22 protein-coding genes are annotated in these 22312 nt (G+C 73.4%); 11 read left to right on the top strand and 11 right to left on the bottom strand.

What is annotated here, in order from left to right:
- Nucleotides 1-27: 27 nt before the first annotated feature.
- Genes ACWD4P_RS08035 through asnB form a run of 5 tightly spaced genes read right to left on the bottom strand, consistent with a single transcriptional unit; the run spans nt 28 to nt 6511 of the window.
- The gene (locus ACWD4P_RS08035; protein ID WP_449778972.1) at nt 28-1182 is read right to left on the bottom strand and encodes an FAD-dependent monooxygenase; all 1155 of its coding nucleotides are present in this window, start codon (nt 1180-1182) and stop codon (nt 28-30) included.
- Nucleotides 1175-2566, bottom strand: coding sequence for a dihydroorotase (locus ACWD4P_RS08030; protein ID WP_449778971.1), 1392 nt, complete (start codon nt 2564-2566; stop codon nt 1175-1177). Before ACWD4P_RS08030 ends, ACWD4P_RS08035 begins: the two co-directional genes overlap by 8 nt.
- Nucleotides 2554-3684: an acyl-CoA dehydrogenase family protein gene (locus tag ACWD4P_RS08025; RefSeq protein WP_359824400.1), complete on the bottom strand. Its 1131-nt coding sequence runs from the start codon at nt 3682-3684 to the stop codon at nt 2554-2556. The genes ACWD4P_RS08030 and ACWD4P_RS08025 overlap by 13 nt, the downstream gene beginning before the upstream one ends.
- Nucleotides 3663-4709 (bottom strand): PrpF domain-containing protein, encoded by a 1047-nt coding sequence (locus tag ACWD4P_RS08020; RefSeq protein ID WP_449778970.1) that lies wholly within the window; start codon nt 4707-4709, stop codon nt 3663-3665. The genes ACWD4P_RS08025 and ACWD4P_RS08020 overlap by 22 nt, the downstream gene beginning before the upstream one ends.
- On the bottom strand, nt 4706-6511 hold the full coding sequence (gene asnB, locus ACWD4P_RS08015; RefSeq protein ID WP_449778969.1) for an asparagine synthase (glutamine-hydrolyzing): 1806 nt from the start codon (nt 6509-6511) through the stop codon (nt 4706-4708). Before asnB ends, ACWD4P_RS08020 begins: the two co-directional genes overlap by 4 nt.
- A gap of 417 nt (nt 6512-6928) precedes the next feature.
- Between asnB and ACWD4P_RS08010 the strand changes: the two genes are divergently transcribed.
- The 3 genes from ACWD4P_RS08010 (at nt 6929) to ACWD4P_RS08000 (ending at nt 9440) form a co-directional block, all read left to right on the top strand.
- On the top strand, nt 6929-7921 hold the full coding sequence (locus ACWD4P_RS08010; protein WP_359824406.1) for a ParB/RepB/Spo0J family partition protein: 993 nt from the start codon (nt 6929-6931) through the stop codon (nt 7919-7921).
- A gap of 158 nt (nt 7922-8079) precedes the next feature.
- Nucleotides 8080-8265 (top strand): tautomerase family protein, encoded by a 186-nt coding sequence (locus ACWD4P_RS08005; protein WP_359824408.1) that lies wholly within the window; start codon nt 8080-8082, stop codon nt 8263-8265.
- A gap of 317 nt (nt 8266-8582) precedes the next feature.
- Complete coding sequence (locus ACWD4P_RS08000) at nt 8583-9440, top strand: class I SAM-dependent methyltransferase (RefSeq protein ID WP_449779020.1); 858 nt, start codon at nt 8583-8585, stop codon at nt 9438-9440.
- Nucleotides 9441-9464: 24 nt separating this feature from the next.
- Here the strand turns inward: ACWD4P_RS08000 and ACWD4P_RS07995 are convergent, their stop codons facing one another.
- On the bottom strand, nt 9465-10322 hold the full coding sequence (locus ACWD4P_RS07995; RefSeq protein ID WP_449778968.1) for a class I SAM-dependent methyltransferase: 858 nt from the start codon (nt 10320-10322) through the stop codon (nt 9465-9467).
- A 305-nt stretch (nt 10323-10627) separates the two neighbouring features.
- Between ACWD4P_RS07995 and ACWD4P_RS07990 the strand changes: the two genes are divergently transcribed.
- Complete coding sequence (locus tag ACWD4P_RS07990) at nt 10628-11860, top strand: cytochrome P450 (RefSeq protein WP_359824413.1); 1233 nt, start codon at nt 10628-10630, stop codon at nt 11858-11860.
- A 129-nt stretch (nt 11861-11989) separates the two neighbouring features.
- On the opposite strand, the gene ACWD4P_RS07985 is transcribed toward ACWD4P_RS07990, so the two are convergent.
- Nucleotides 11990-13021: a class I SAM-dependent methyltransferase gene (locus ACWD4P_RS07985; protein ID WP_359824416.1), complete on the bottom strand. Its 1032-nt coding sequence runs from the start codon at nt 13019-13021 to the stop codon at nt 11990-11992.
- A gap of 306 nt (nt 13022-13327) precedes the next feature.
- On the opposite strand from ACWD4P_RS07985, the gene ACWD4P_RS07980 reads away from it, so the two are divergent.
- The 7 genes from ACWD4P_RS07980 (at nt 13328) to ACWD4P_RS07950 (ending at nt 19036) form a co-directional block, all read left to right on the top strand.
- Nucleotides 13328-13483, top strand: coding sequence for a ribbon-helix-helix domain-containing protein (locus ACWD4P_RS07980; RefSeq protein ID WP_359824419.1), 156 nt, complete (start codon nt 13328-13330; stop codon nt 13481-13483).
- A 28-nt stretch (nt 13484-13511) separates the two neighbouring features.
- Nucleotides 13512-13856: a VOC family protein gene (locus tag ACWD4P_RS07975; RefSeq protein WP_359824422.1), complete on the top strand. Its 345-nt coding sequence runs from the start codon at nt 13512-13514 to the stop codon at nt 13854-13856.
- Nucleotides 13857-14159: 303 nt separating this feature from the next.
- Nucleotides 14160-15620, top strand: a complete 1461-nt coding sequence (locus tag ACWD4P_RS07970; RefSeq protein WP_359824425.1) for an MFS transporter — start codon at nt 14160-14162, stop codon at nt 15618-15620.
- A gap of 112 nt (nt 15621-15732) precedes the next feature.
- The gene (locus tag ACWD4P_RS07965) at nt 15733-16350 is read left to right on the top strand and encodes a response regulator (RefSeq protein ID WP_359824428.1); all 618 of its coding nucleotides are present in this window, start codon (nt 15733-15735) and stop codon (nt 16348-16350) included.
- A 144-nt stretch (nt 16351-16494) separates the two neighbouring features.
- A complete protein-coding gene (locus tag ACWD4P_RS07960) occupies nt 16495-17292 on the top strand; it encodes an FAD-binding oxidoreductase (RefSeq protein ID WP_449778967.1) in 798 nt (265 codons plus the stop codon).
- Nucleotides 17293-17361: 69 nt separating this feature from the next.
- Nucleotides 17362-18132 (top strand): O-methyltransferase, encoded by a 771-nt coding sequence (locus tag ACWD4P_RS07955; RefSeq protein WP_449778966.1) that lies wholly within the window; start codon nt 17362-17364, stop codon nt 18130-18132.
- Between the two features lie 58 nt (nt 18133-18190).
- Nucleotides 18191-19036, top strand: coding sequence for a class I SAM-dependent methyltransferase (locus ACWD4P_RS07950; protein ID WP_449778965.1), 846 nt, complete (start codon nt 18191-18193; stop codon nt 19034-19036).
- Nucleotides 19037-19180: 144 nt separating this feature from the next.
- On the opposite strand, the gene ACWD4P_RS07945 is transcribed toward ACWD4P_RS07950, so the two are convergent.
- Genes ACWD4P_RS07945 through ACWD4P_RS07930 form a run of 4 tightly spaced genes read right to left on the bottom strand, consistent with a single transcriptional unit; the run spans nt 19181 to nt 22156 of the window.
- Nucleotides 19181-19645 carry a VOC family protein gene (locus ACWD4P_RS07945; RefSeq protein WP_449778964.1) on the bottom strand — a complete coding sequence of 155 codons (465 nt, stop codon included), beginning with the start codon at nt 19643-19645 and terminating at the stop codon, nt 19181-19183.
- A gap of 38 nt (nt 19646-19683) precedes the next feature.
- On the bottom strand, nt 19684-20724 hold the full coding sequence (locus ACWD4P_RS07940) for a pyridoxal phosphate-dependent aminotransferase (RefSeq protein WP_449778963.1): 1041 nt from the start codon (nt 20722-20724) through the stop codon (nt 19684-19686).
- A complete protein-coding gene (locus ACWD4P_RS07935) occupies nt 20721-21116 on the bottom strand; it encodes a cupin domain-containing protein (RefSeq protein ID WP_359830098.1) in 396 nt (131 codons plus the stop codon). The genes ACWD4P_RS07940 and ACWD4P_RS07935 overlap by 4 nt, the downstream gene beginning before the upstream one ends.
- On the bottom strand, nt 21113-22156 hold the full coding sequence (locus ACWD4P_RS07930; protein ID WP_359830096.1) for a class I SAM-dependent methyltransferase: 1044 nt from the start codon (nt 22154-22156) through the stop codon (nt 21113-21115). The genes ACWD4P_RS07935 and ACWD4P_RS07930 overlap by 4 nt, the downstream gene beginning before the upstream one ends.
- Between the last annotated feature and the right edge of the window lie 156 nt (nt 22157-22312).

Here is a 22312-nt window from a genome sequence, read left to right as displayed (position 1 = left end):
TGGTCGCCGCGTCGCCGCGTCGCCGCGTCACTCGGCCGGGAGGCCGAACTCCGCGCGCCAGCCGAACAGATCGGTCAGCTCCTGGTCGTGCGTGCTGAACTCGCCCCGCTCGCCGCGCACCACGTGGTCGCGGTGCCGCGACTGGTTGACGACGAGGGCCGTGCGCGGTGCGCGCTGCCCGGCGTACCGCCGCAGGGCCTCCGGGACGTCCGCGGTGCGGGCCAGCATCCCGCCGAGGACGGCCGCGTCCTCCAGTGCCATGCCCGCCCCCTGTCCGGCGCCCGGCGACATCGGGTGCGCGGCGTCGCCGAGGAGGCTGACCCGGCCCCGGCTCCAGTCGGCGACGGGCTCCCGGTCGTTGATGTCGGTGACCACGGCCGGCGCGTCCGGGTCGGTGCGCCGCACCACGTCCACCAGCGCCGGGTGCCAGCCGGCCAAGAGGTCCAGGAGGTCGGCCAGCGCCTCCTTCGGGTCCTTGGCGGGCCAGACCCCGGCCGGCGCGGCCACCTTGGCCGTCCAGTACAGCTGCCCGGGGCCGACCGGGGCGGCGAAGAGGCCGAGGCCGTCCGCCGTCACGATGAACCCGTGAGGGAACTCCGGCGGTGCGGGGGAGCGGCCCCGCAGGGTCGTGTACCCGCAGTAGCGGGGAGGCTCGGTGCCGAGCAGATGGCGGCGCACCACGGAGTGCAGGCCGTCGGCGCCGATCAGGGCCGCCGCCGTCGTCGAGCCGCCGTCGGACAGCGCGACCGCGACCTCGTCGCCGAGGTCGGCGCAGCCGGTCACGCCGATCCCCCGCCGCAGCCGCACCCCGGCGTCGGCCGCGTACCGCAGCAGCAGCGACTGCAGGGCGGTGCGCAGCAGGGAGACCTGCGGCGCGCCGAACCTGGCGGCCAGTTCGCCCACCCGGTCGGTGGCGACGACCGCGCCGCCGGTGTCGACGATCGGGCGGACCTCCTCCGCCGCGGGGACGTGCCCGGCGGCCCGCACCGCGGCGGCGAGCGAGGTGTCGATCTCCGCCAGCGCGTGCAGCGCGTTGGGGTACAGCACCAGGCCGGCGCCCGCGTCCCGCAGGGCCGCGGTCCGCTCGACGACCGTCACCGGGATCCCCGCGCGGCGCAGGGCGATGCCGAGGGCGAGGCCGCCGATGCCGCCGCCCGCGACGGTCACGTCCGCGTCAGCCATGTCCGCCGTCCTCCCCGGTGCGGTCGAGCGGCGACAGCCAGCGTCCCAGCGGGGCGCCGAACGTGCCCCGCTCGCGGTCGTAGGCGATCCGCCCGGACTTGACCGTCACCTCCACCCGGCCGGTGAAGGTCCAGCCCTCGTAGGCGGACCAGCCGCACTTGGCCTCGACGTCCGACGCGGACAGCATCCAGCGGTGCTCCGGGTCGAAGACCACCAGGTCGGCGTCGGCCCCGGCGGCCAGCCGGCCCTTGCCGGCCAGTCCGAACAGGTCCGCCGGCCGCTCCGCGAGGTGGCGCACCAGCCGGCGCGCCGCGGTGTCCCGGTCCTCCTCCGGCCAGCGCCGGCGCATCCCGGTCCACACGGCGGTCGCCAGCTCCTGCACGCCGGGCAGCCCCGGCGGGGCGTCGGCGATCGGCCGCTCCTTCTCCTCCTTGGTGTGCGGCGCGTGGTCGCTGCCCAGGGTGGCCGCCTCGCCGGCCCGCAGGGCCGCCCAGAGCCGGTCCTGGTCCCGGAGGCCGCGGATCGCCGGGGCCAGCCTGGTCCGCGCGCCGCCCCGCGCGGTGTCGGCGTCGGTGAACGACAGGTGGTGGGCGGTGAGTTCGAAGGTGACCGGCAGCCCGTCGGCGGCGGCCGCGGCGACCAGGTCGGCCTCCTCCGCGCTCGACAGGTGCAGGATGTGCGCCGCGGTGCCGTGCCGGCGGACCAGCTCCAGCACCTGGACGACGGCCGAGATCGGGCTGGAGCGCGGCCGCCACCGCTCGTAGTCGCGGTAGGCGCCGGGCGGGCCGCCCCGCCAGGCGTCCAGCAGGTCGTGCAGCCGCTGGTTCTCGGCGTGCAGCACGAGCCGCACCCCGGAGGCGGCCGCGGCGGCGAACACCTTGTCGAGGACCTCGGGGTCGCTGACCACGGTGGGCGCGGTGTGGTGCCCGGCCATGAACACCTTGGCGCTGCGGGCGATCGCCGGATCGAGGTCGACCAGGACCTCGGGGTGCAGCGGGTCCGCGCCGATGTGGAAGGCGTAGTCGACCAGCGAACGGCCCGCTATCAGCCGGGCCTTGGCGACCAGGGTGTCCGGGTGGAGGGTCGGGGGAGCCGTGTTCGGCATGTCCATCACCGTCGTCACGCCGCCGGCGACCGCGGCGCGGCTGCCGTGCTCCCAGTCCTCCTTGTGCTCCAGGCCGGGGGTGCGGAAGTGGACGTGCGAGTCGATCAGCCCGGGGAGCACGTACCGGCCCGCCGCGTCCAGTACCGGGACGCCCTCGGGCGCGGAGTCGGCGAGCCCGACGATCCGCCCGTCCTCGACGAGCACCACGCCCGGGCGGACGCCGGTCGGCGTCACCAGCCGCCCGCCGACCACCGCGAGCCGTCCGTTCACCCGAGCCATGTCGCGCTCACCAGCTCTCGGCAGAGGTCGTTGGTGGGGCCCATGTGGGCGACCGCGCGGGCGTCGGCCATCAGGGCGTTGATCCGGTTGGCGACCACGTACCCACCGGAGCCCAGCAGGCGCGCCACCTCGACGCCCACCTGCTCGGCCGTCTCCGTGGCGAACAGCTTGCTGTGCAGGGTGGTCAGGCCGGGATCGGCCGCGACCCGCCGCCCGGCGCGGTCGATGACGGCCTGCGCCGCCTCGATCCGGGTGGCCAGGTCGACGAGCCGGAAGCGGGTGACGGCGTCGGGCGGCTGCTGACGCCGCTTGACCTGGTCGACCGCGAGGTCCAGCAGCGCCGAGGCGATGCCGAGGGAGACCGCGCCCAGCGTCGCCCCGGTCCGGCGGACCGAGGCGATGATGGACGTGGCCTCGCCGACCGGGCCGAGCCGGTACGCGTCGTCGACGACGCAGCCGTGCAGCGACACGAAGCCGGTCGCCGAGCCGCGCATGCCGATCAGGTCCAGGCTCAGATCGGGGCGCAGGCCCTCGTCCTCGGCCGGGATGAGGAAGAACGTCTGGCCGCTGGAGCCGTAGGCGGCGTCCGAGTCCTCCACGGCGTCGGAGGTCCGCGCCAGGATGAGGTAGAGCCCGGCCACCCCGGCGCTGGTGGTGAAGGACTTGGTGCCGTCGAGCCGCCAGCGGCCGTCGGGCAGCCGCTGCGCGGTGGTGTTCAGGCGCTTCTTGGCCGCGCCCACACCGGGTTCGCTCCACCCGGACGCGGCGAGCAGGTCGCCCTTGGCCAGCGCGGGCAGCAGCCGGGCCTGCTGCGCCGGGTCGCCCCACTCGGCGATCCGTGCGCTGACCGCGTAGTGCTGGAACAGCATGATCGCGGCGGACGGGTTGGCCCGGGCCACCTGGGCGACGACGTGGTTGATGAGGGTGGCGTCCCCGCCGAACCCGCCGTACGCGGCGGGCACGGCGACGCCGAACAGTCCGGCCTGCCCGAGCTCGGCCAGCAGCGTGCCGTCCGGCAGGCCGGTGGACACGCTGCGCGCCGCCGCCGCGTCGAGGCGCTCGACGAGAGCGGCCGGCAGCCCGCCTTCGGGGTCGATCACCTGGAAAGCGACAGACATGCGGTCAGTTCCTTCGGCTGGAGGCTGGCGAGGGGTTCGATCGGGAAGGACCCGAGGGTGGTGGTGCGCTTGCCGCGGACGGTGGTCCAGGTGAGCTCCGGTTCGTAGGCGCCGTTGCGCACCGTCGCGGCGACGCTCGACAGCCCGCCGGCGGTGAGGATGTCGACGGTGCCGTCGGGCACACCCGCCTGCTGCGCCGCGACCCAGGGCGTGGTGCCCTTGATCCGGACGGCGGCGGCGACGCAGGCGGCCCCGGTCAGGGCGATCGTCGGGTGCCAGGTGGGCACCGAGATCGCGCGGACGGCGATCCGGCCGTCGTCCGCGGCCATCACCGCGGCCACCTTGGGGAAGGCGCCGTCGGGGGGCCAGCCGAGCAGGACGGCGGCGGCCCGCCGGATCCGCACCAGCCGGTCGAACAGCGACCGGTCGTCGGCGAACAGGTCCTCCGGGCGGGACAGCCCGAGGGTGGAGGCCGCCACGAAGGCGTAGGGGTTGCCCATGGAGACCAGCGAGACCGGCACCGGCGCGCCGTCGACGTCCACGGTGGTGGTGGCCGCGCCGGCCAGCAGCAGTTCGCCGAGCGGCTTCGGCGCCGGCTGGACGAAGTGGATGTCGAACAGCGCGGAGTCCCGGCGGACCTCGGTGATCTCGCAGACGATGTGGTCGCCGTTGTTGCGGACCATGACGCGCACCCGCATCCCCGGCGTCAGCCGGGGCAGTGAGCCGGACTCGGCGCCGGCGACGATGGACCCCAGGATGGAGTGCCCGCACGAGCCGCGCAGGTCGAACGCGGCCGGCCCGGACGGCAGCGCCTGCACGAACCGGTAGTCCAAGTCGAACAGCGGGTGCTCGGCGGGCTCCACCAGCGCGATCTTGAGGATGTGCCCGGCGCCGGCGTCGTCGAGCCACTTCCGGGCTGCGGCGAGCCGGTCGAGCAGCGGCTGCTCCTCGCGCGGCAGCCGGCGCGCGTCGAGGACCAGGGTGGGGCACGGACTGCCGTGCGCGTAGACGACGTGCCCGATCATGACGCCACGTCCTTGGGCTTCCGGGGCGGTGCGACCGGCGCGACGGCGAACTGCTCGCGCCAGATCTCGTGGACCAGCAGGGCCCAGAGGGCGAGGGCGGTGCTGTTGTCCGGCCGGGCGGCCTGCTCCGCGAAGAGCCGGTCCACCGCGCCGGGGTCGAGCTGGCCGGTACGGCGCAGCCGGTCGGCGGCCAGCAGGTCCCTGGCGCAGTCCCAGAGCGGCCAGCCGGGCGTCAGCATGGCCGCGACCGGCAGCGTGAACGGCTGCTTCTCGCGGGCCAGGACGGCCTCGGGGAGCAGGCCGCGCGCGGCGTCGTACAGCGCGCGCTTGACCGCCCCGTCGTGGATCCGGTCCCGGTCGGGCAGCCGCACCCCGTGCCGGACGACGCTCTGCTGGCAGAACGGCAGCCGGACCTCGACGGCGCTCGCCATGCTGAGGTGGTCGACCCGCCGGAGGTGGTAGGCCGGGAGCCGGTGGCCGATCTCGAACGCGGTGATCCGGTCCAGGACGGTGCCGGGCCCCGAGCGCAGCGCCTCGGTCGCCGCTTCGGGCAGGGCCGGCACGGACCTCACCTCCGCGGCGTAGTCCGCGGTGTAGAGCCGCTCGCGGGCCGCGGCCGGCAGCACGCCCAACTCGTCGAGGTAGGGCCGGTACCAGGGCCTGCCCGCCTCGGCGGCCCGGGCCGCCGCGCGCATCCGCCCGTACCCGCCGAAGACCTCGTCCGCGCCGTCGCCGGTCAGGGCCACGGTGAAGCCGGCCTCCCGCACCGCGGCGAACAGGGCGTAGCTGCTCACGGTGATCGGGTCGGCGTTGGGCTGGCCCAGGTGCCGGACGACCCGCGGCAGCAGGTCGGGCAGCTCCTTGGGGTTCAGCTCGACCTGGTGGTAGGCCGTCCCGGCGTGGTCGGAGACCAGGCGCGCGAAGTGCCGCTCGTCGTCGGGCCAGGTGCCGGTGTAGGCGATGTTGAAGGTGTGCAGCCCCGGCGCCCGGCCGGTGGCGAGGGTGGTCACCAGGCTGGAGTCCAGGCCCCCGGAGGTGATCGAGGCGAGCGGGACGTCCGCCTCCAGCAGCGCGTCGACCTCCCGGCGCAGCAGCGCGCGCAGTCCGTCGGGGCCCGCTCCGGGCGCGGCACCGGGCACGGCCCGGTGCCGGACGCGCAGCCCCCCGGAGCGGTCGAGGACCGCGGTCACGGCCGGCGGCAGCACCGCGACGTCCTCGAACATGGTCTGTTCGCCGAACGGCGTCTTGGTCGCGAGGTAGGCGTCCAGTCCGGGTGTCCAGACGCTCGCGGACACGTCCGGGAACGCGAGGAGCGCCGGGATCTCGGAGGAGAAGTACAGCGCGCCGCGGCGTTCGTCCCAGTGGTAGTACAGGGGCTTCATGCCGAGGTGGTCGGTGGCAAGCACCAGCCGCGGCTCGGCGCGCAGGTCCAGGACGGCGACGGCGTACATCCCGTCGAGGTGGTCGACGAACGCGTCCCCGTACTGCTCGTAGAGCGCCGGCAGGACCGAGCCGTCGCAGTGGTCGGCGAAGCGGTGGCCGAACGCGCCCAGCCGTTCGCGCAGCGCGGCGTGGTTGTAGATCTCCCCGTTGAGGACGACGTGGACGGCCCCGGACGCGGAGCGGTAGGGCTGGCGCCCGCCGGCGGGATCCATGATGGCAAGTCTGTTGATGCCCAACGACCAGGTGGGCCCGACCGAACAGCCCTGTTGGTCGGGGCCGCCGTGACGCTGCAGTTCGCCGACCCGGGCCAGGTCGTCCGGTGGCACCACCGCGTTGAAATGGCCGTATATACGGCACATTCCGCTACCTCCTATTTGGTAGGCACAGCGGTCATCGAACCCGGCGCGGTGCCGCGGTGTCGTGAGTCATCTGGCCCGGCCGGTGTGGGAACTCCGGGCCGGCCACGATTTCCCACCCGAAACGGGAAGGGTCGGGATATCTGACTCATGCCGGTAGGACGGCCCACCTGGAAGCGTGCGGGAAGGTCGGCGACGAACGGGCAGCTCGTTGCCGTACGGCGACACGGTCCGCCGGCGCGCCCGCCTTCCCCTCCGGGGCGGGAGCACCGCGGACGAACCGATCGGAGAGGCACGACGAATCCCCAGGCGCAGCACCGCTCATCGAGACACGAAGTCCACAGGACGAGCTGCAGCAGCAGCGACGGTCGCTTCGAGCAGGAAGGTCGGATTGTGAACCCTCAGCCCGTTGTTGGCGTGATGGAGAGGACGGACGCTGGAGGGTCCGCGGGTCCGGCGGCCCTGACCAGGCTGCCGCTCACCGACATCGTGCGGCTCGACTCCCCCCGACTGTCCGGCCCCAACCACGAGCACGCCCGGCTGCTCGCGAACTCCGACGCCGCGCTGCCGCCCATCCTCGTCAACCGCCGCACGATGCGCGTGGTCGACGGCGCCCACCGCCTGCTGGCGGCGGAGCTGCGCGGCCAGGAGTCCATCGACGTCAACTTCTGCGACTGCGACGACGACGAGGCCTTCGTGCTCGCGGTCGAGAAGAACGTCATGCACGGGCTGCCGCTGTCACGGGCCGAGCGGACGGCGGCCGCCGAGCGGATCCTCGGCACGTACCCGGAGTGGTCCGACCGGGCGATCGCCGCGGTCGTCGGGCTCTCGCACAAGACGGTGGGGTCGATCCGCCGGCGTTCCGGCACGGACGCCGAACCGGTCACCCACCGCCGCGGCCGGGACGGCCGGATGCGCCCGGTCAACGGCGCGGCGGCCAGGGCCAGGGTGAGCAGCCTGCTCGCGGACCGGCAGGACGCGTCGCTGCGCGAGATCGCGCGGGAGGCCGGGGTCAGCCCGGACACCGTGCGGAACGTGCGGGACGACTCGCGCCGGGCCGAGGCCCTGACGGCGCCCGAGCCCCGGCCCGTGTCGGAGCAGGACCAGCGCCGCGAGCTGCCCCGGCGGACGGGCGCCTGCGTCCGGATCCCGGCGCCCGGTCCGGTCGACCGGAGCGCGCTGATGCGCAGCCTGCGCAGCGACCCCTCGCTGCGCTTCTCGGAATCAGGGCGTTTTTTGCTGCGCCTACTTGACATGTATCTGCTGAATCCGGACGAATGGGCCCGGGTCAGCGGGGACGTACCCGCCCACCGGGCTTCCGACATCGCGCAGTTGGCCCGGGAGTGCGGCCGGATCTGGCAGAACTTCGCGACCGCCGTGGAACAGCGGCAGCGCGACGCCGAGGAGAAGTAGGGATTCACACCCGCATGTGCATCTTCGCGGTGCGGACCGCCCGCGGTCCACCGCCGCGGCGAAGGACTTTCCCCGGAATCCCCCCGCAGGGCGGTCGGCGACGGCGCCCACCGCCCGGGAACAGCCGAATCGGACGAACCGACAGAGAGGAACCCGCAATGCCCCTGGTACAGGTGAACTGGTGGAAGGGCGTGGGAGTGGACCAGCGCCGTCAGCTCGTCGAGGAGGTGACGGCGACGGTCGCACGGATCGTGAAGTGCCCCGAGGCCGCCGTCACCGTGATCATCAACGACGTCGAGACGGACCACTGGGGCCGCGGCGGCACCCTGGCCTCCGAGCTCTGAGCGAACGGCCGGGCCGCTCCCGGCCCGGCCGTTCCCGCCCCCGGGCGCCTGGCGTCCGGGACCACCGGCGCGCTACCTTCGCGTCACCGGACGGCGAAGCCGTCAGCAGCCCTGACGTGCGCGGTGCCGCGCGTCGGGCCCACCCGCGGGACGCAGCGGGCAGAGCGCCGCCCGTACACCGGGCCGGCGCCGCGCGGCGCCCCCGCAGGCCCCCCACCCCGCAGGTTGCGATCGGGAGGACACCCGACATGACCACCGAGGACACCAGGACCTCGAACGCCGGAACCCCGCACGGCAGCGCCGCCCCCGGCGGCACCGTGCCCGAGCAGAACAGCGCCGGACCCAGCAGCCTCGCGGTGCGCGCCGCCCTGTGGCGCGCGCTCCACGTGCAGCACGACGACCCGCCCGCGGTCTTCGACGACGAACTCGGCCTGCGCCTGACCGGCGAGGGCGAGGACTGGCGGAAGCGCCCGGACATGGACCCGGACGACAACCCGTTCGCCCGCGCCGCCGTCATCACCCGCGCCCGCTTCGGCGAGGACCTCGTCCTCGAACAACTCGGCCGCGGCGTGCGCCAGTACGTCATTCTCGGCGCCGGCCTGGACACCTTCGCCCAGCGCCGCGCCGACCTCCCCCCGTCGGTGCGGATCTTCGAACTCGACCCGCCCGGGCCGCAGTCGTGGAAGCGCGAGCGGCTGGCGGAGCTCGGCCTCGACTCCCACGCCGGCCTGCGGTTCGTGCCGTACGACCTCGAGTCGGGCGGGTCCTGGTGGGAGACCCTGGTGGCGGCGGGCTTCGACGCGGGGGAACCCGCCGTCGTCGTCTCGCTCGGCGTCAGCGCCTTCCTCCGGAAGGACGCCATCGTGGCCATGGTGCGCCAGGGCACCGCGCTGGCGCCCGGCTCCACGATGGCGGCCACCTTCCAGCTGCCGCTCGCCATGGTGGAACCGGGCCCCCGGGAGATCCGGGCCCGGATCGAGGAGGCCGCCCGGGCCTTCGGCACCCCGTTCACCAGCTTCTTCGCCCCCGAGGAGATCCTCGGGCTGGCCCGGGACGCGGGCTTCCGCACGGCCGAGCACATCCCCGCCCCGGTCCTGGCCGCCCGCTACTTCGCCGGCCGGGCCGACGGCCTGCGGCCCTCCAACGCGGAGGAACTGCTGGTCGTCACCACGTGACGGCCGGCGGCCGCCGGGCGGCCGTCAGGTGCGCGCCAGCATGAAGGGCTCGCCGGCCGCGGGCCGGAAGTCGTCGTCCCGGCCGGCGAAGTAACGGGCGGTGACCTCCTCGGTGGAGAGGTACTGGGCCTCGCGGAAGCCGGCCTTCAGGGCGAGGCCCAGTATCGCGTCGGGAGTGAAGTAGCTGCGGAAGTGCACCCGCGGCCCGGGCTTCGGCTTGCCCGCGGCCTCGTGCGCGGCCGGGTCCTCCGGCTCGTCGAAGGCGGTGGGCAGGATGAAGGTCATCGCCAGCGTCGAGCCGGCGGCGGCCCGCGCGGCCTGGGCCAGGGTGTCCCGCACCGCGTCCTCGCTGAGGTACATGGTGACGCCCGCACAGGACAGCACCGCGGGCCGGTCCGGGTCGAAGCCGTTCTCGACCAGGCGGTCCCACCACACCTCGCCGGTCTCGAAGTCGACCGGCACCCAGTGCAGCCACGGCGCGGAGCCGTGGCCGAGCTCGTCCAGCCGCCGCCGCTTCCACGCCTGGGTCGCGGGCTGGTCGATCTCGAACACCCGCAGCCGTCCGGCGAATTCGGGCCGTCGCTGGACGAAGCTGTCCAGGCCCGCGCCGAGGATCACGTACTGGGCCACGCCGGCGGCGCACTGCTCCGCCACCAGGTCCTCGACGACCCGGGCCCGGGCGACCACGCCGGCCCGGAACCCGCGCATCCCCTCCCCGGCCATGTCCGGACGCTGCTGCCAGTCCTCGCCGGGGGAGACCAGGCGGAGCCCGACCTCGTCCTCGACCACGTGCGGGGGTGCGTCGGCGCGCAGGTGCAGGGCCCGCCAGAGGGCCACCCGCACGGCTGTCTCGTCCGGCACCTTCGTCATCTCGGTAGCCACGGTCGTCCTCTCGGGTCAGCGGCGAAGAGTGCGTGCACGGGGGAACGGCGCATCCCCGTTTCCGAGTTTCGAGACCCCGGAATTACGAGTCAAGCGGACCGGGAACGCCCCGGGAAGCCGGGGGCGGCGGCGCTCCCCGCCGGTCGACTGGGGAGATTCCCCACTCGCACGGCCCGGCGCCGTCCCCGGCTCCGCCCCGCCTTGCCAGCCCTCAACCGCGCTACCTATAAACGGACCTGGCCGAACGTGGCCGTCCGACGACGGCATTCGAAGTGCCGCCTTCCGAGAAGACGGGATGGATTCCCATGGCCGACCGGAAAACACCGACACCGACGACGAGCACGGCCGAGAACGCGGAGCCGTACGCATTCGACCCCTTCGCGCCGGGGGTTTCCGACGACCCGTACCCGCACTTCGCGAAACTGCGCGCGACCAATCCGGCATACCGGCACCCGGCGGGATTCTGGATCGTCACCAGGCACGCGGACGTGGTCAACCTGCTGCGCGGCGACCACTCGGTGGAGGACGACAACGTCACCAAGAGCCGGATCCACTCCCTGTCCATGATGGACCAGGACCCGCCGGACCACACCCGGCTCCGCAGGCTGCTGACCAAGGTGTTCACCGAGCGGGCCGTCAACGGCCAGGCCCCGCTGATCACCCGCCTCGTCGACGAGGCACTGGACCGCGTCGAACAGCGGGCGGCCGAACACGGCCAGGCCGACCTGGTCTCCGAACTCGCCTACCCCCTCCCGCTGTTGGTGATCTGCGACATGCTGGGCATGGAGGCCGACTACCACTGGCTGCGGGAGCGGGCCGAAGTCCTGGCGTTCTCGCTGGAGCCGGTCTCCGAGCCGACCCCGGAGCTCATCAAGGCGATCGTGACCGCCGAGACCGAACTCGTCGACCGCATCGCCGCCGTGATCGAGGCCAAGCGCCACAACCTCGTCGAGGAGAACCCCGACCTGCTGACCCAGCTGATCCGGGCCGAGGACGGCGGCGATGTGCTCAGCGACGAGGAACTGATCGCCCAGGTCGTGCTGCTGTACCTGGCCGGCTACGCGACCACCATGAACCTGCTGGCCAACGGCATGGTCGCGCTGCTGCGCCACCCCGAGCAGCTGCGGCTGCTGCGCGAGCGTCCGGACCTGGACGCGAACGCGGCCGACGAACTGCTGCGCTACGACACCTCGGTGCAGTACTCGCGCCGGATCACCCTGTCGCCCTTCGAGGCCGGCGGCACGGTGATCCCCGCGGGGGCGACGGTGCTCGCCGGGCTGGCCTCGGCCAACCGCGACGAGGAGGTCTTCGGCCCGTCCGCGGCCGAGCTGCGGCTGGACCGGCCGAACGCCCGCAAGCACGTCGCCTTCGGCGGCGGGCCGCACCACTGCCTGGGCGCCGCGCTCGCCCGGCTGGAGACCCGGATCGCCATCGGCCGACTGGTGCGCCGCTTCGACCGGCTGGCGCTGGCCGAGGAGATCGTCTGGCAGCGGCTGATGATCACGCGGGGCCCGGTCACCGTGCCGGTCACGGTGTGAGCCGGTCCGCGCCCTGAAGCCGCGGTGCCCCGAAGCCCGCGACTCCCGAGGACCGCGCGCCCCGGGATCCGCGAAACGCCCCTGGCCCGGCCTCCGTTCGCGGGGAGGCCGGGCCAGGGGCGTGGCGGTTCAGCGGGGCTTGTGGCCCGACTGGAGGTTGAGGCCGCCGCTGGCCGGCAGCCGGACCGGCTTGGCCGGCCGCAGGCCCGCGGCGCGCTGCCAGGAGGCCATCTGCGCGGGCGACCAGGTGCCGGACTCGCTGGCCAGCGCGAAGTAGAAGTCCCGCAGCGCGGCCAGCTGCTGCGTCTTGCCCTCGCCGCTGGCGGCGGGGAACTCGGCGATGGTGTACGTCCCGCCGGGGCGCAGCGCCCGGGCCACCTTGGCGGTGAGCTCGCGGTTCTGCTCGTCGCTGAAGTGGTGCGCGACGCCGATGATGATCACCGCGTCGTAGCACTCCTCGCCGAAGTCGTCGGTCAGGGCGTTGCCGGGCTGGTGGCGCACCCGGTTGCCCATCTTCTCCTCGGCCAGCAGCGGCGCGGCGTGCCGCACGGCGTCGGGCAGGTCGAAGACGACGGCGCGCAGCGACGGGTGCCGGCGGCACAGCGCGACCGAGTAGGCGCCGTGGGAGCCGCCGATGTCGAGCAGGTCCGTGGCGCCCTCGGGGACCGGGACGGCCTTGGCCACCATGCTGGTCTGGCCGGTGGTCAGGCACTTCATGCCGCGCTGGTAGGAGTCCCAGACGTCGTCGCTCATGCCGGTGTGGAAGTCCAGCGGCTTGCCGCTGCGCAGGTACTCGTCGGCCCGCGCCATCAGCCCCAGCTCGTAGAACTGCAGCATCAGCTTGTCGTTCACCGCGTGCTTGCTGGAGGTGACCAGCCACTTGCGGGACAGCGGGCTCAGCTCGTACTGGTCGTCCCTGGCGCGCAGGTATCCCGACGCCGCCAGAGCGGGGAGCAGTTTCGCGGTGCTGTCGGGGTGGATGCCGCAGCTGGCCGCGATCTTTTCGGCGGTGGCGGGGCCGTGGGCCATCGCGTCGAACAGGCCGACCTTGACGGCGGCCATGATGACGTGGACGTACGTGCCCGCTACCTGGGTGTCGAGGACGGGCCGCGCGATCAAATTGAACTTGACCAGCAGCCATTCAAGTGGATTGCTTGCCATTAAGCCGAATCGCATGGGCCGAGCATAACGCGGGGTGCCGGGGCGGGGAACTCGTCGCGGTCGGGGAATTCCGCGCGGCCGACGGATATTGCGCCGCCCATTCATTTCCGCTAGCGGGCCCGTGCGCGCCGCGCCCGCCGTCACCGGAATGCTCCGCCGCTATTCGGGCGCCGGGGCGCCGGGGCGGAGACCGGGGCGCGGGCGGCCCGGGCGAAGCCCGGGACCGGGCTACCGGCCGTGGGGCCGCGAAGCCGCCTCTGTGGGGCGGTGGTTGGCAGCCCGCCCGAGCGGTGCTAGCATGCTAGCATGACTGCTGAAGAGGTAAAGCAGTTCAACGTCTACCTGCCCGTGGAGCTGATTCGGCAGGTGAAGCATTACGCCATCGACAGTGAACTCTCGCTGTCGGCTCTGGTTGCCGAGGCGCTGCGCAACCACCTTGCCGAGCGCCAGAAGCAGAAATAAGACGGAACTGCGTGAAAGGAATCGACATATGACGACCCGGGGTGTCGAAGGCGTTTACGTCGAGACTCACAACTGGGGAAAGACGGCCAAGTTCCTGGAGTCGCTGGGCTTCAAGATCGAGTTCGCCACCGAGCACGGTTCCGGGATGCTCAAGCACGACGAGGGCCCGTACTTCGTCGTCGGCGAGATCCCCGAGGAGCGTGCGCCGCAGGTCCAGCTCGTCCTGCGCATCGCGGACGCCGAGACCTTCAAGCCCGACCCGATCGTCGAGGTGGTCTCCCCGTTCGAGGAGACCCACTACGGCACCCAGCGGATGGTGGTGCGCGACCCGGACGGGCGGGAGTGGAGCATCGAGGCGCCGCTCAAGGGCTGAGCGCCCCTGGCGGGGCGGGAGCGCGTCGGCGGCCGCCGGAGTCCGGCGGGCACCCCTGACGCCGGTCGCGCTCCCGACCCGCCGAGTGCCCCCGGTCCCATCCGGTGCCGGGGGTGCTTCCCGTGTGCGGCGCGCGCCGCCGGCCGGGGCCGTGGCCTCGGCGAACGTGCTGCGAACCAGGTCCACCTGCGTGGTGCCCCCTCGTCCGAGATGGCGTGGCCCCGTGTTGCGTGGCCCTTTCCGTGCCAGCATGCTAGCAATCTAGTTCAGTAGTGACGAAGAGGGATGCGGGGTTGGTTAACGATGGTCAGTGAAAGCATCTCGACCAAGGAGAAGGACGCCTCACCGTCAGCGCCGCCCCGGCGGGGGATCGGCATGCTCGTCGTGATGATCGGCGTGCTGATCTCCGCGGTCGACGGCACGATCGTGGTGCTCGCCCTCCCGGCGATCGAGGAGGACCTGAAGATCACCCTGTCCTCCGTGACGTGGGTGGTCGTCGGCTACCTCCTCGTGGTCACCGTGCTCTCCACCCAGCTGGGCCGCTTCGGCGACATGTTCGGCCGGGTGCGGATGTACAAGGCCGGCTTCCTGGTCTTCACCGTGGGCTCGGTGTTCTGCGCGATCGCCTGGAACGCGCCGAGCATCATCGGCGCCCGGGTCGTCCAGGGCGTCGGCGCCGCACTGATCGCCGCCAACAGCGGTGCGATCATCTCGGAGCTCTACCCGCCGCAGGAGCGCGGCCGCGCCTACGGCTACAACGCCTTCGGCTACTCCTTCGGCTCCGTCCTCGGCGTCCTGGCCGGCGGCGTCATGGTCACCTACGTGTCCTGGCAGTGGATCTTCTGGGTCAACGTGCCGATCGGCATCATCGCCCTGGTGCTGGCGCACCGGGTGCTGCGCGACACCGCCGAGCGCCAGCGCCGGAAGTTCGACTTCGTCGGCATGATCACGCTGGGCCTGGGCCTCTTCGGGGTGCTCTGGGCGATGACCGGACTGGCGTCCGGCCCGCTCGACGGGACCCTGATCGGGTACCTGGTCGGCGGCCTCGTGCTCCTGGCGGCGTTCGTCGTCGTCGAGCTGAAGCAGAAGGAACCCACCCTCGACCTGTCCCTGTTCCGCATCCCGTCGATGACGCCCTCGCTCCTGGCCTCGCTGCTCCAGGGCGTCGGCAGCTTCGCGGTGCTCTTCCTGGTGATCATGTACCTCCAGGGCACCCGCGGGATGGACCCGATCGACGCCTCCCTGCTGCTGCTGCCGGGCTACGTCATCGGCGCGGTGGTGGGCCCCTACGCCGGGAAGCTCACCGACAAGCTCGGATCGGTCGTCCCGGCGACCATGGGGCTCGGCATCTCGGTCGTCGCGATGGCGATCTTCGCCCAGATGACCACCACGAGCAGCCTGTGGCTGACCGCCGTCGGCAACCTGGTGATGATGATCGGGGGCAGCTTCTTCTTCCCGGCCAACAGCACCGCGGTGATGAAGGCCGCCCCGCCGGACCGGCTGGGCATCGCCTCCGGCGTGCTGCGCACCTTCTCCAGCATCGGCATGGTCTTCTCCTTCACCACCGCCATGCTGGTGGCCTCGCACTCGATCCCGCGGAACCTGGCGTTCGCCATCTTCGTGGGCACCAACAAGCTGGACGGTGACCTCGCGAGCGCCTTCGCGGACGGCCTGGAGGCGGCCTTCTACACCATGATGGGGATCATGATCCTGGCGGCGATCCTCTCCGCGCTGCGCGGCACCGGCCGGAAGGCCGACGCGTAGCGCGACCCGGCGCGCCGCGGGGGCCTCGACCGGACCTCCAGCGCGAGGCCGTGTGGCCCCCTCGGCGGCGGGCAACAAGGCAACTGTCGACCGACTAGTTGGCGGGAGAATCGTGATCAGGACAGCGACGTCGAAGGCAGCCGGCCGCTCGCGCACCACGGTGCTGATCGCAGGCGACCACCCGATCTACCGATCCGGGTTGCGCATCCTGCTCGACGAGGTGGAGTCCTTCCACGTCGTCGGCGAGTCCGGGACGGGGTCGGACGCGGTCGCCATGGCGCACACCCTGCGTCCCCAGGTCGTGGTGATGGACATCGTCCAGCCGGGCCAGAGCATCGCGGACGTGGTCGGCCCGATCACCGGCTGCTGTCCGGACACGGCCGTGCTGATCATCAGTCCGCTCGACGACCGGGAGGCGCTGCTCTCCGCGATGCGCGCCGGGGCCCGCGGCTACCTGCTCAACGGAGCCCGCTGGCAGGACCTGGTGCTCGGGGTGCAGATGGTGCGCGCCGGCGGGCTGGTCTTCGACTCCTGCGCGTCCGAGTGGGTGCTGGAGCACCTCAGCCGGCCGCTGTCGCCGGGAGCGCGCTACCCCGAACCGGAGGGCGGCCGGTGCGACATGCTCCAACTGGTCCGCAACGTCGGCCCGGCGGGGCCCGGCGGGAGCCGGATCCCCGGAAACCGCCGCGGCTCCGTGCGGAGCGCCGTCCAGCCCTTCAGCCGGCCCTGACGGACCGCCCGGAAGGAACGCGCCGGCCGGGAACGCGGTGTCCGACTGGGGTAACTCCCCAGTCGGGCAAGCGTTCGCGAGCAAAGGCCCGCACGGTAGCGTTGCAGGCACTTTCTCGTCGCATTTCACGAAGCGAGGACGGCGATGGACCAGCGTTTCCACGCGTTGCGGGTGGCCGATGTGATCGTCGAGACGGAGGACGCCCGGTCGCTGGTGTTCGACGTCCCCGACGACCTCGCCGAGGAATTCCGGTACCGGCCGGGGCAGTTCCTCACCGTCCACATCCCCGACGCCGGGCACGGATCCGTCACCCGCTGCTATTCGCTGTCGAGTTCGCCGCACACCGCGGACCCGCTGATGGTGACGGTGAAGCGCACGCCGACCGGCCGGGCCTCCGACTGGCTGCTGGGCAGCGTGCGGGTCGGCAGCGTGGTGCACGTCCAGCCGCCGGCGGGCCGGTTCACCCCCGCCTCGCTCGACGGGGACTTCCTCTTCCTGGCCGCCGGGAGCGGCATCACCCCGGTGATGTCGATGATCAAGTCGGCGCTTGCCGCCGGCGCGGGCCGGCTCGCCCTGGTCTACGCCAACCGCGACGAGCGCTCGGTGATCTTCGGGGAGCAGCTGGCCGGGCTGGCCGCCGCCCACCCCGACCGGTTCGCCCTCCGGCACTGGCTGGAGTCCCGGCAGGGGCTGCCGGACGCGGCCGGACTGCGGGCGCTGGCCGCACCCTTCCGCGACCGCGAGGCGTACGTGTGCGGCCCGGGCCCGTTCGTGGCCGGCGCGGTCGACGCCCTGGCCGCGCTGGGGGTTCCGGCCGAACGGACGCACCTGGAACAGTACCGGCCGCCGAACGGCACGGCCCTGCCGCAGCCCTCGCCCGGCGGCGACCCCTCCGCGCGGGCCCGACGCAGCGTCAAGAGCCTCCGGCTGATGCTGCCCTGACACCGCGGGCGGCCCTCCGGAGCCGTACGGCACCTACCCCACTGAGCGCACCCGGATCGGAGATCGGTGATGGCGAAACGGCTGAGCATGCTGATGCGGATGGGCAACCTGACCCGGACGGGCCAGGTCGGTGACGGCCGGGAGGAGGCGCTCGCCGACTACGTGCTCGCCCACGCCGCCCCCGGGGACGTCGACGACGCGATCCGGGTGATCGACGAGTACGCCTACCGGCAGGCCACGCTGATCAACATCGGGGACGAGAAGGGGCTGGTCCTGGACGCCGCGGTACGGCGGGCCGAGCCCCGGCTGCTGCTGGAGCTCGGCACCTACTGCGGGTACAGCGCGCTGCGGATGTCCCGGGTGATGGGGCCGAAGGCCCGGCTCTGCTCGATCGAGTTCAGCGCCGCCAACGCCGCGGTGGCCCGGCGGATCTGGGACCACGCCGGGCTGGGGGAGCGGGTCACGGTGCTGCACGGCACGCTCGGGGACGACGGCCGCACCATCGACCGCCTCAACTCCGAGTACGGCTTCGGCCCCGGCCGGCTGGACTTCGTCTTCGTCGACCACATCGCCCGGGCCTACCTGCCGGACCTGCGGCGCATCCTCGACCAGCGGTGGCTGCGCCCGGGCTCGATCGTGCTGGCCGACAACATGAAGGTGCCGGGCGCGCCGCACTACCGCGCGTACCTGCGCGAGCACGAGGGCACCCAGTGGCGCACCCGGGAGCACCACGCCCACGTCGAGTACCAGTCGTGGGTCAAGGACCTGGTGCTGGAGTCCGAGTACCTGCCCTCCGGGGCGGCCACCGGACCCGGCGGCAGCGGCCCCGCGCCCGCGTGAGGACGGACCGCTCCCGGCCGCTGCCGGGAGCGCACAATCCAACGGAGAGGAACCACCAGTGACCGCGACGGCGGACAAGACCGCGATCCGGACCGCGTTGTGGCGGGCCCTGCACGTCCAGGCCGACCCCGCGCCGCACGTGTTCGAGGACGAACTCGGCGCGCGGCTGGTGGCGCCGGACGGCGACTGGCGGTCCCGGCCGGACATGGACCCGGTGCGCAGCGCCCGGGCGCGCGCGTCCATCGTGGCCCGGGCCCGGTTCACCGAGGACCTGGTCGCCGAGCACGCGGCCCGCGGCGTCGACCAGTACGTCATCCTCGGCGCCGGCCTGGACACCTTCGCGCAGCGCCGGCCGGCGGGCGCCGAAGGGGTGCGGGTCTTCGAGGTGGACCAGCCGGGGACCCAGGCGTGGAAGCGGGCGCGGCTGGAGGAGCTGGGCCACGGCGTGCCCGAGGGGCTGCGGCTGGTCCCCGTCGACTTCGAGGCGGACGACGACTGGTGGCGGCGGCTGGCCGAGGAGGGCTTCGACCCCGCCCGGCCGGCGGTGCTGGCCTGCTCCGGCGTCACCATGTACCTCACCCGGGAGGCGGTCGCCGACACGCTGCGCAAGGCCGCGGGCCTCGCCGAGGGGTCCGCCCTGGCCATGACGTTCATGCAGCCGGTCGACCTGGTCGACCCGGAGGAGCGCGGCGCCCGGCAGGGCGTGGAGCACGCCGCGCGCGCCGACGGGACGCCGTTCCGCAGTTTCTTCGGCCCGGACGACATCCTGGCGATGGCCAAGGAGGCCGGGTTCCGGCACGTCGAGCACGTCTCCGCGGACGGCCTCGCCGAGCGCTACTTCGCCGGCCGGGCCGACGGTCTCCGCCCGTCGAGCATCGAGGAACTGCTGCTCGCCACCACCTGATCCGTACGGGAGCCGGCCCATTGGATATGACGGACCGTCACATCCGATGGGCCGATGGCGTGTCGGCGCCCGGACGCACGGGCGCGCGAACGGCTCCGGGCCCGCCGCGGGTGCGCGGCGGGCCCGGAGCGGTCGCGTGCCGTGTCAGCTCCGGCCCTGGACGAAGGCGTTCGCGCGGCGCTCGAACTCCTCCGGGCTCACGTCCTCGGTGCGGGTGGCCAGCGTCCAGCGGTGGCCGAACGGGTCGAGGACCTGCCCGGTCCGCTCGCCGAAGAACTGGTCCTGCACGGGGCGCTTCTCCTCCGCGCCGGCCGCCACGGCCCGGGCGAAGGCGGTGTCCACGTCCGCCACGAACAGGTACAGGGTGACCGGGGTGCCGCCGAGCGCGGTGGGGCCGAGCAGGCCGGCCGCCGGGGACTCGTCGGACAGCATCACGATGGTGCCGCCGATCAGGATCTGCGCGTGCGGCACCGAGCCGTCGGGCGCGGTGTACCGCTGCAGTTCCTTCGCCCCGAAGGCCCGGGTGTAGAAGGCGATCGCGGCGTCCGCGTCGGCCACGGACAGGTACGCCGTCAGTTCGGCGTAGCCGTCCGGAATCGGCTTGACCACGGTTGACCTCCAAGGGGTGTGTCGGATGCCGGGCGCGGCTACCGCGTGCCGGCGGTGATGTGGTCGAGGGCGTCGAGGAACGCCAGCAGCTCCTCCTCGGTGCCGAGGGAGACCCGCAGGTGGCCGGGGAAGCCGAACACCCCGGTGTCGCGCACGAGGATGCCGTGGTCCCTGGCCAGGGCGTCCTGGGCCTTGCCGGAGTCGGCGACCGCGACGGCCACGAAGTTGGTGACCGAGGGCAGCCACCGGTACCCGCGGCGGTCGAGCTCGGCGCAGAACCAGCCGCGCCGCCGCGCCGTCTCCCGCCGGACCCGGTCCAGGAACTCCCGGTCCGCGAGGGCCGCCACCGCGGCGGCCTGCGCGGCGCGGTTCACGCTGAACGGCAGGACGGTCAGCGTCCGGCGGACCTCGGCGATCAGCTCGGCGGGGCCGAGCGCGTAGCCGATCCGCAGGGCCGCCAGCCCGTAGGCCTTGGAGAAGGTGCGCAGGGCGAGCACCGGGGTGCCGTCCCGCAGCAGGCTCCTGGCCTGCGGCTGGTCCGCCGGGCCGAACTCGTGGTACGCCTCGTCGAAGACGAGCGGGGTGCCGCTGTCGCGAGCCGCGGCGGCCAGCGCCTCCAGCTCCGGCCCCGGCAGCGTGGTGCCGCACGGGTTGTGCGGGTTGCAGACGTAGCCGATGCCGCACTCGGGGAGGCGCTCCGCGAACGCCGCCGGGTCGACCCGGGGGCCGTCGAGCGGCACCCGGACGACGCCCCGGCCGATGCGCTCCAGCGCGGCCGGGTACCCGGGAAAGGTGCCGGCGCTGACGAGGCCGGGGCGGTCCCGGTCGCCGAGGGTGAGCGCGGTGGCCAGCACCAGCTCGTCGCTGCCGTTGGCCACCGCGATCTGCTCCGGCGCCACCTCCCAGTGCTCGCTCAGACGCCGGACGAGCCCCTCGCGCTCCGGCGACGGGTAGCGGTTGATGCGCTCCAGCTCCCCGGTCACCGCCGCGACCGCGGCGGGGCTCGTGCCGAACGGGCTCTCGCTCAGGTGCAGGCGCACCAGCGAGTCCGCCGACGGGACACTGGCGTTGTAGGTCACAGACGGTCCCCGATCAGGATCCCGAAGCAGTAACTGCCCACCGCCGCCTCCAGGGTGAGGAAGCAGTGCTCGCTGCCGGCCGGGATCCGCATCACCGCCGGCGACACCAGCTCGTGGCGCACGCCGTCGAGGTGGACCTCGATCCGCGCCTGGCCCGGCTCGGGCGAGACCAGGAGGTACAGCTCGTCGACGGGGTGGGTGTGCGGCGCGGCGACGGGCTTGCCCACCAGGGTGCTGAGCTCGCCCCCGGCGAGCTGCACCGGCAGTCCGCCGAACATCTCCGCGGTGACGTAGAAGGGCGCGGGCTGGTGGTGCCCGGCGACCGCCAGCGGGATGGGCAGGGCGGTGACGATCTCCGCCGCCGCCCCGGCCTCCCGGTCCTGCACCGTCACGACGCCTCCAGGACGAACAGGTAGGTGTGCGGGGCGCCGAACGGCACCGTGCGGCGCAGGTTCATCCCGCCGCGCCGGAACAGCCGCTCGTACTCCTCGCGGGTGTAGATGGGCACGCCCATCAGCGCGTGGGCGAGTTCGAAGCCGCTGGAGAAGACCGGCAGCCGGGAGTCCCCGCCCTCGGCGGGCGGCCGGACGGTGGTGTCGGCCAGCAGGAAGACCCGCGCCTTCGGGAAGGCCTTGCGCAGCCGGGGGACGACCTCCTCGCGGCGCTCCGGATCGGCCAGCAGATCGTGCAGGAACATGAAGCTCATCACGACGTCGGCCTCGTCGCTGCCGTCGACCTCGTGGTCCTTGAAGAGGATGTCGAGCACGTCCGCGCAGACCGGCTGCACGGTGCCGGTCAGGCCGTACCCGGCGACCGTGCGGTGCCCCAGCTCGGTGGCGGGCCGGCTGATGTCGATGCCGATCCCGCGGCTGCCGGGCCGGCCCTTGACCAGCCGGGAGACCCGCTCGCTGACGCCCGCGCCGAGGTCGACCAGGGTGCGGAAGTCGATGGCGCCGATCTCCTCGTCGAGGATGTGGCGCATCAGCGCGGTGTCCGCCTGGGCGGAGCCGAGCGCGACCATGGCCTCGTCGCGGTCCAGGTCGACGCGGAACCGGCGGTCGCCGCGGGCGACCGGCGCCGCGTTGGCGAAGATGTCGTGGTAGCCGCCGACGCCCCAGGTGAAGAAGCCCAGGGTCCGGGCGACGTCCTCGCTGAGGGCGGTGCCCCGGACCAGGTCGCCCCGGACGTCGAGGTAGCCGAACGAGGCGGCGGCCCGGACGAGCGCCCGGAACACGGCGGTGTCCAGGGTGTTGTGCTCGCAGAACGCGGGGACGTCGAGCGTCCGCTCCGCGGCCAGGTGCCGGAAGACGCCGAGCTGGGCCAGCGCGTGCAGCACGTTCGCGCAGATGTAGCCGTTGAACGCGGTGTCGGGGTTCAGGGGGGCCAGCGCCTGGCCCTGCCAGTTCTCGGGGAGTTCGTGTGCCGTGGACAATTCACACCTCATCGGATCTCACCGCGGAACCGGTGCGTCGGCGGGGGCGGTGCCAGGACCGCCCCCCCCGGCGCCGTCCCGCGGCTGGGGGAGGGGCGGGCGGCGGTTGTCAGGGGGTGCAGGGTGGCGAGATCGGAAGAGCGGCGGGGAGGGGAA

The organism is Kitasatospora sp. NPDC002543 (genome assembly GCF_053594915.1).
This window is presented reverse-complemented; position numbering and strand designations above follow the sequence as displayed.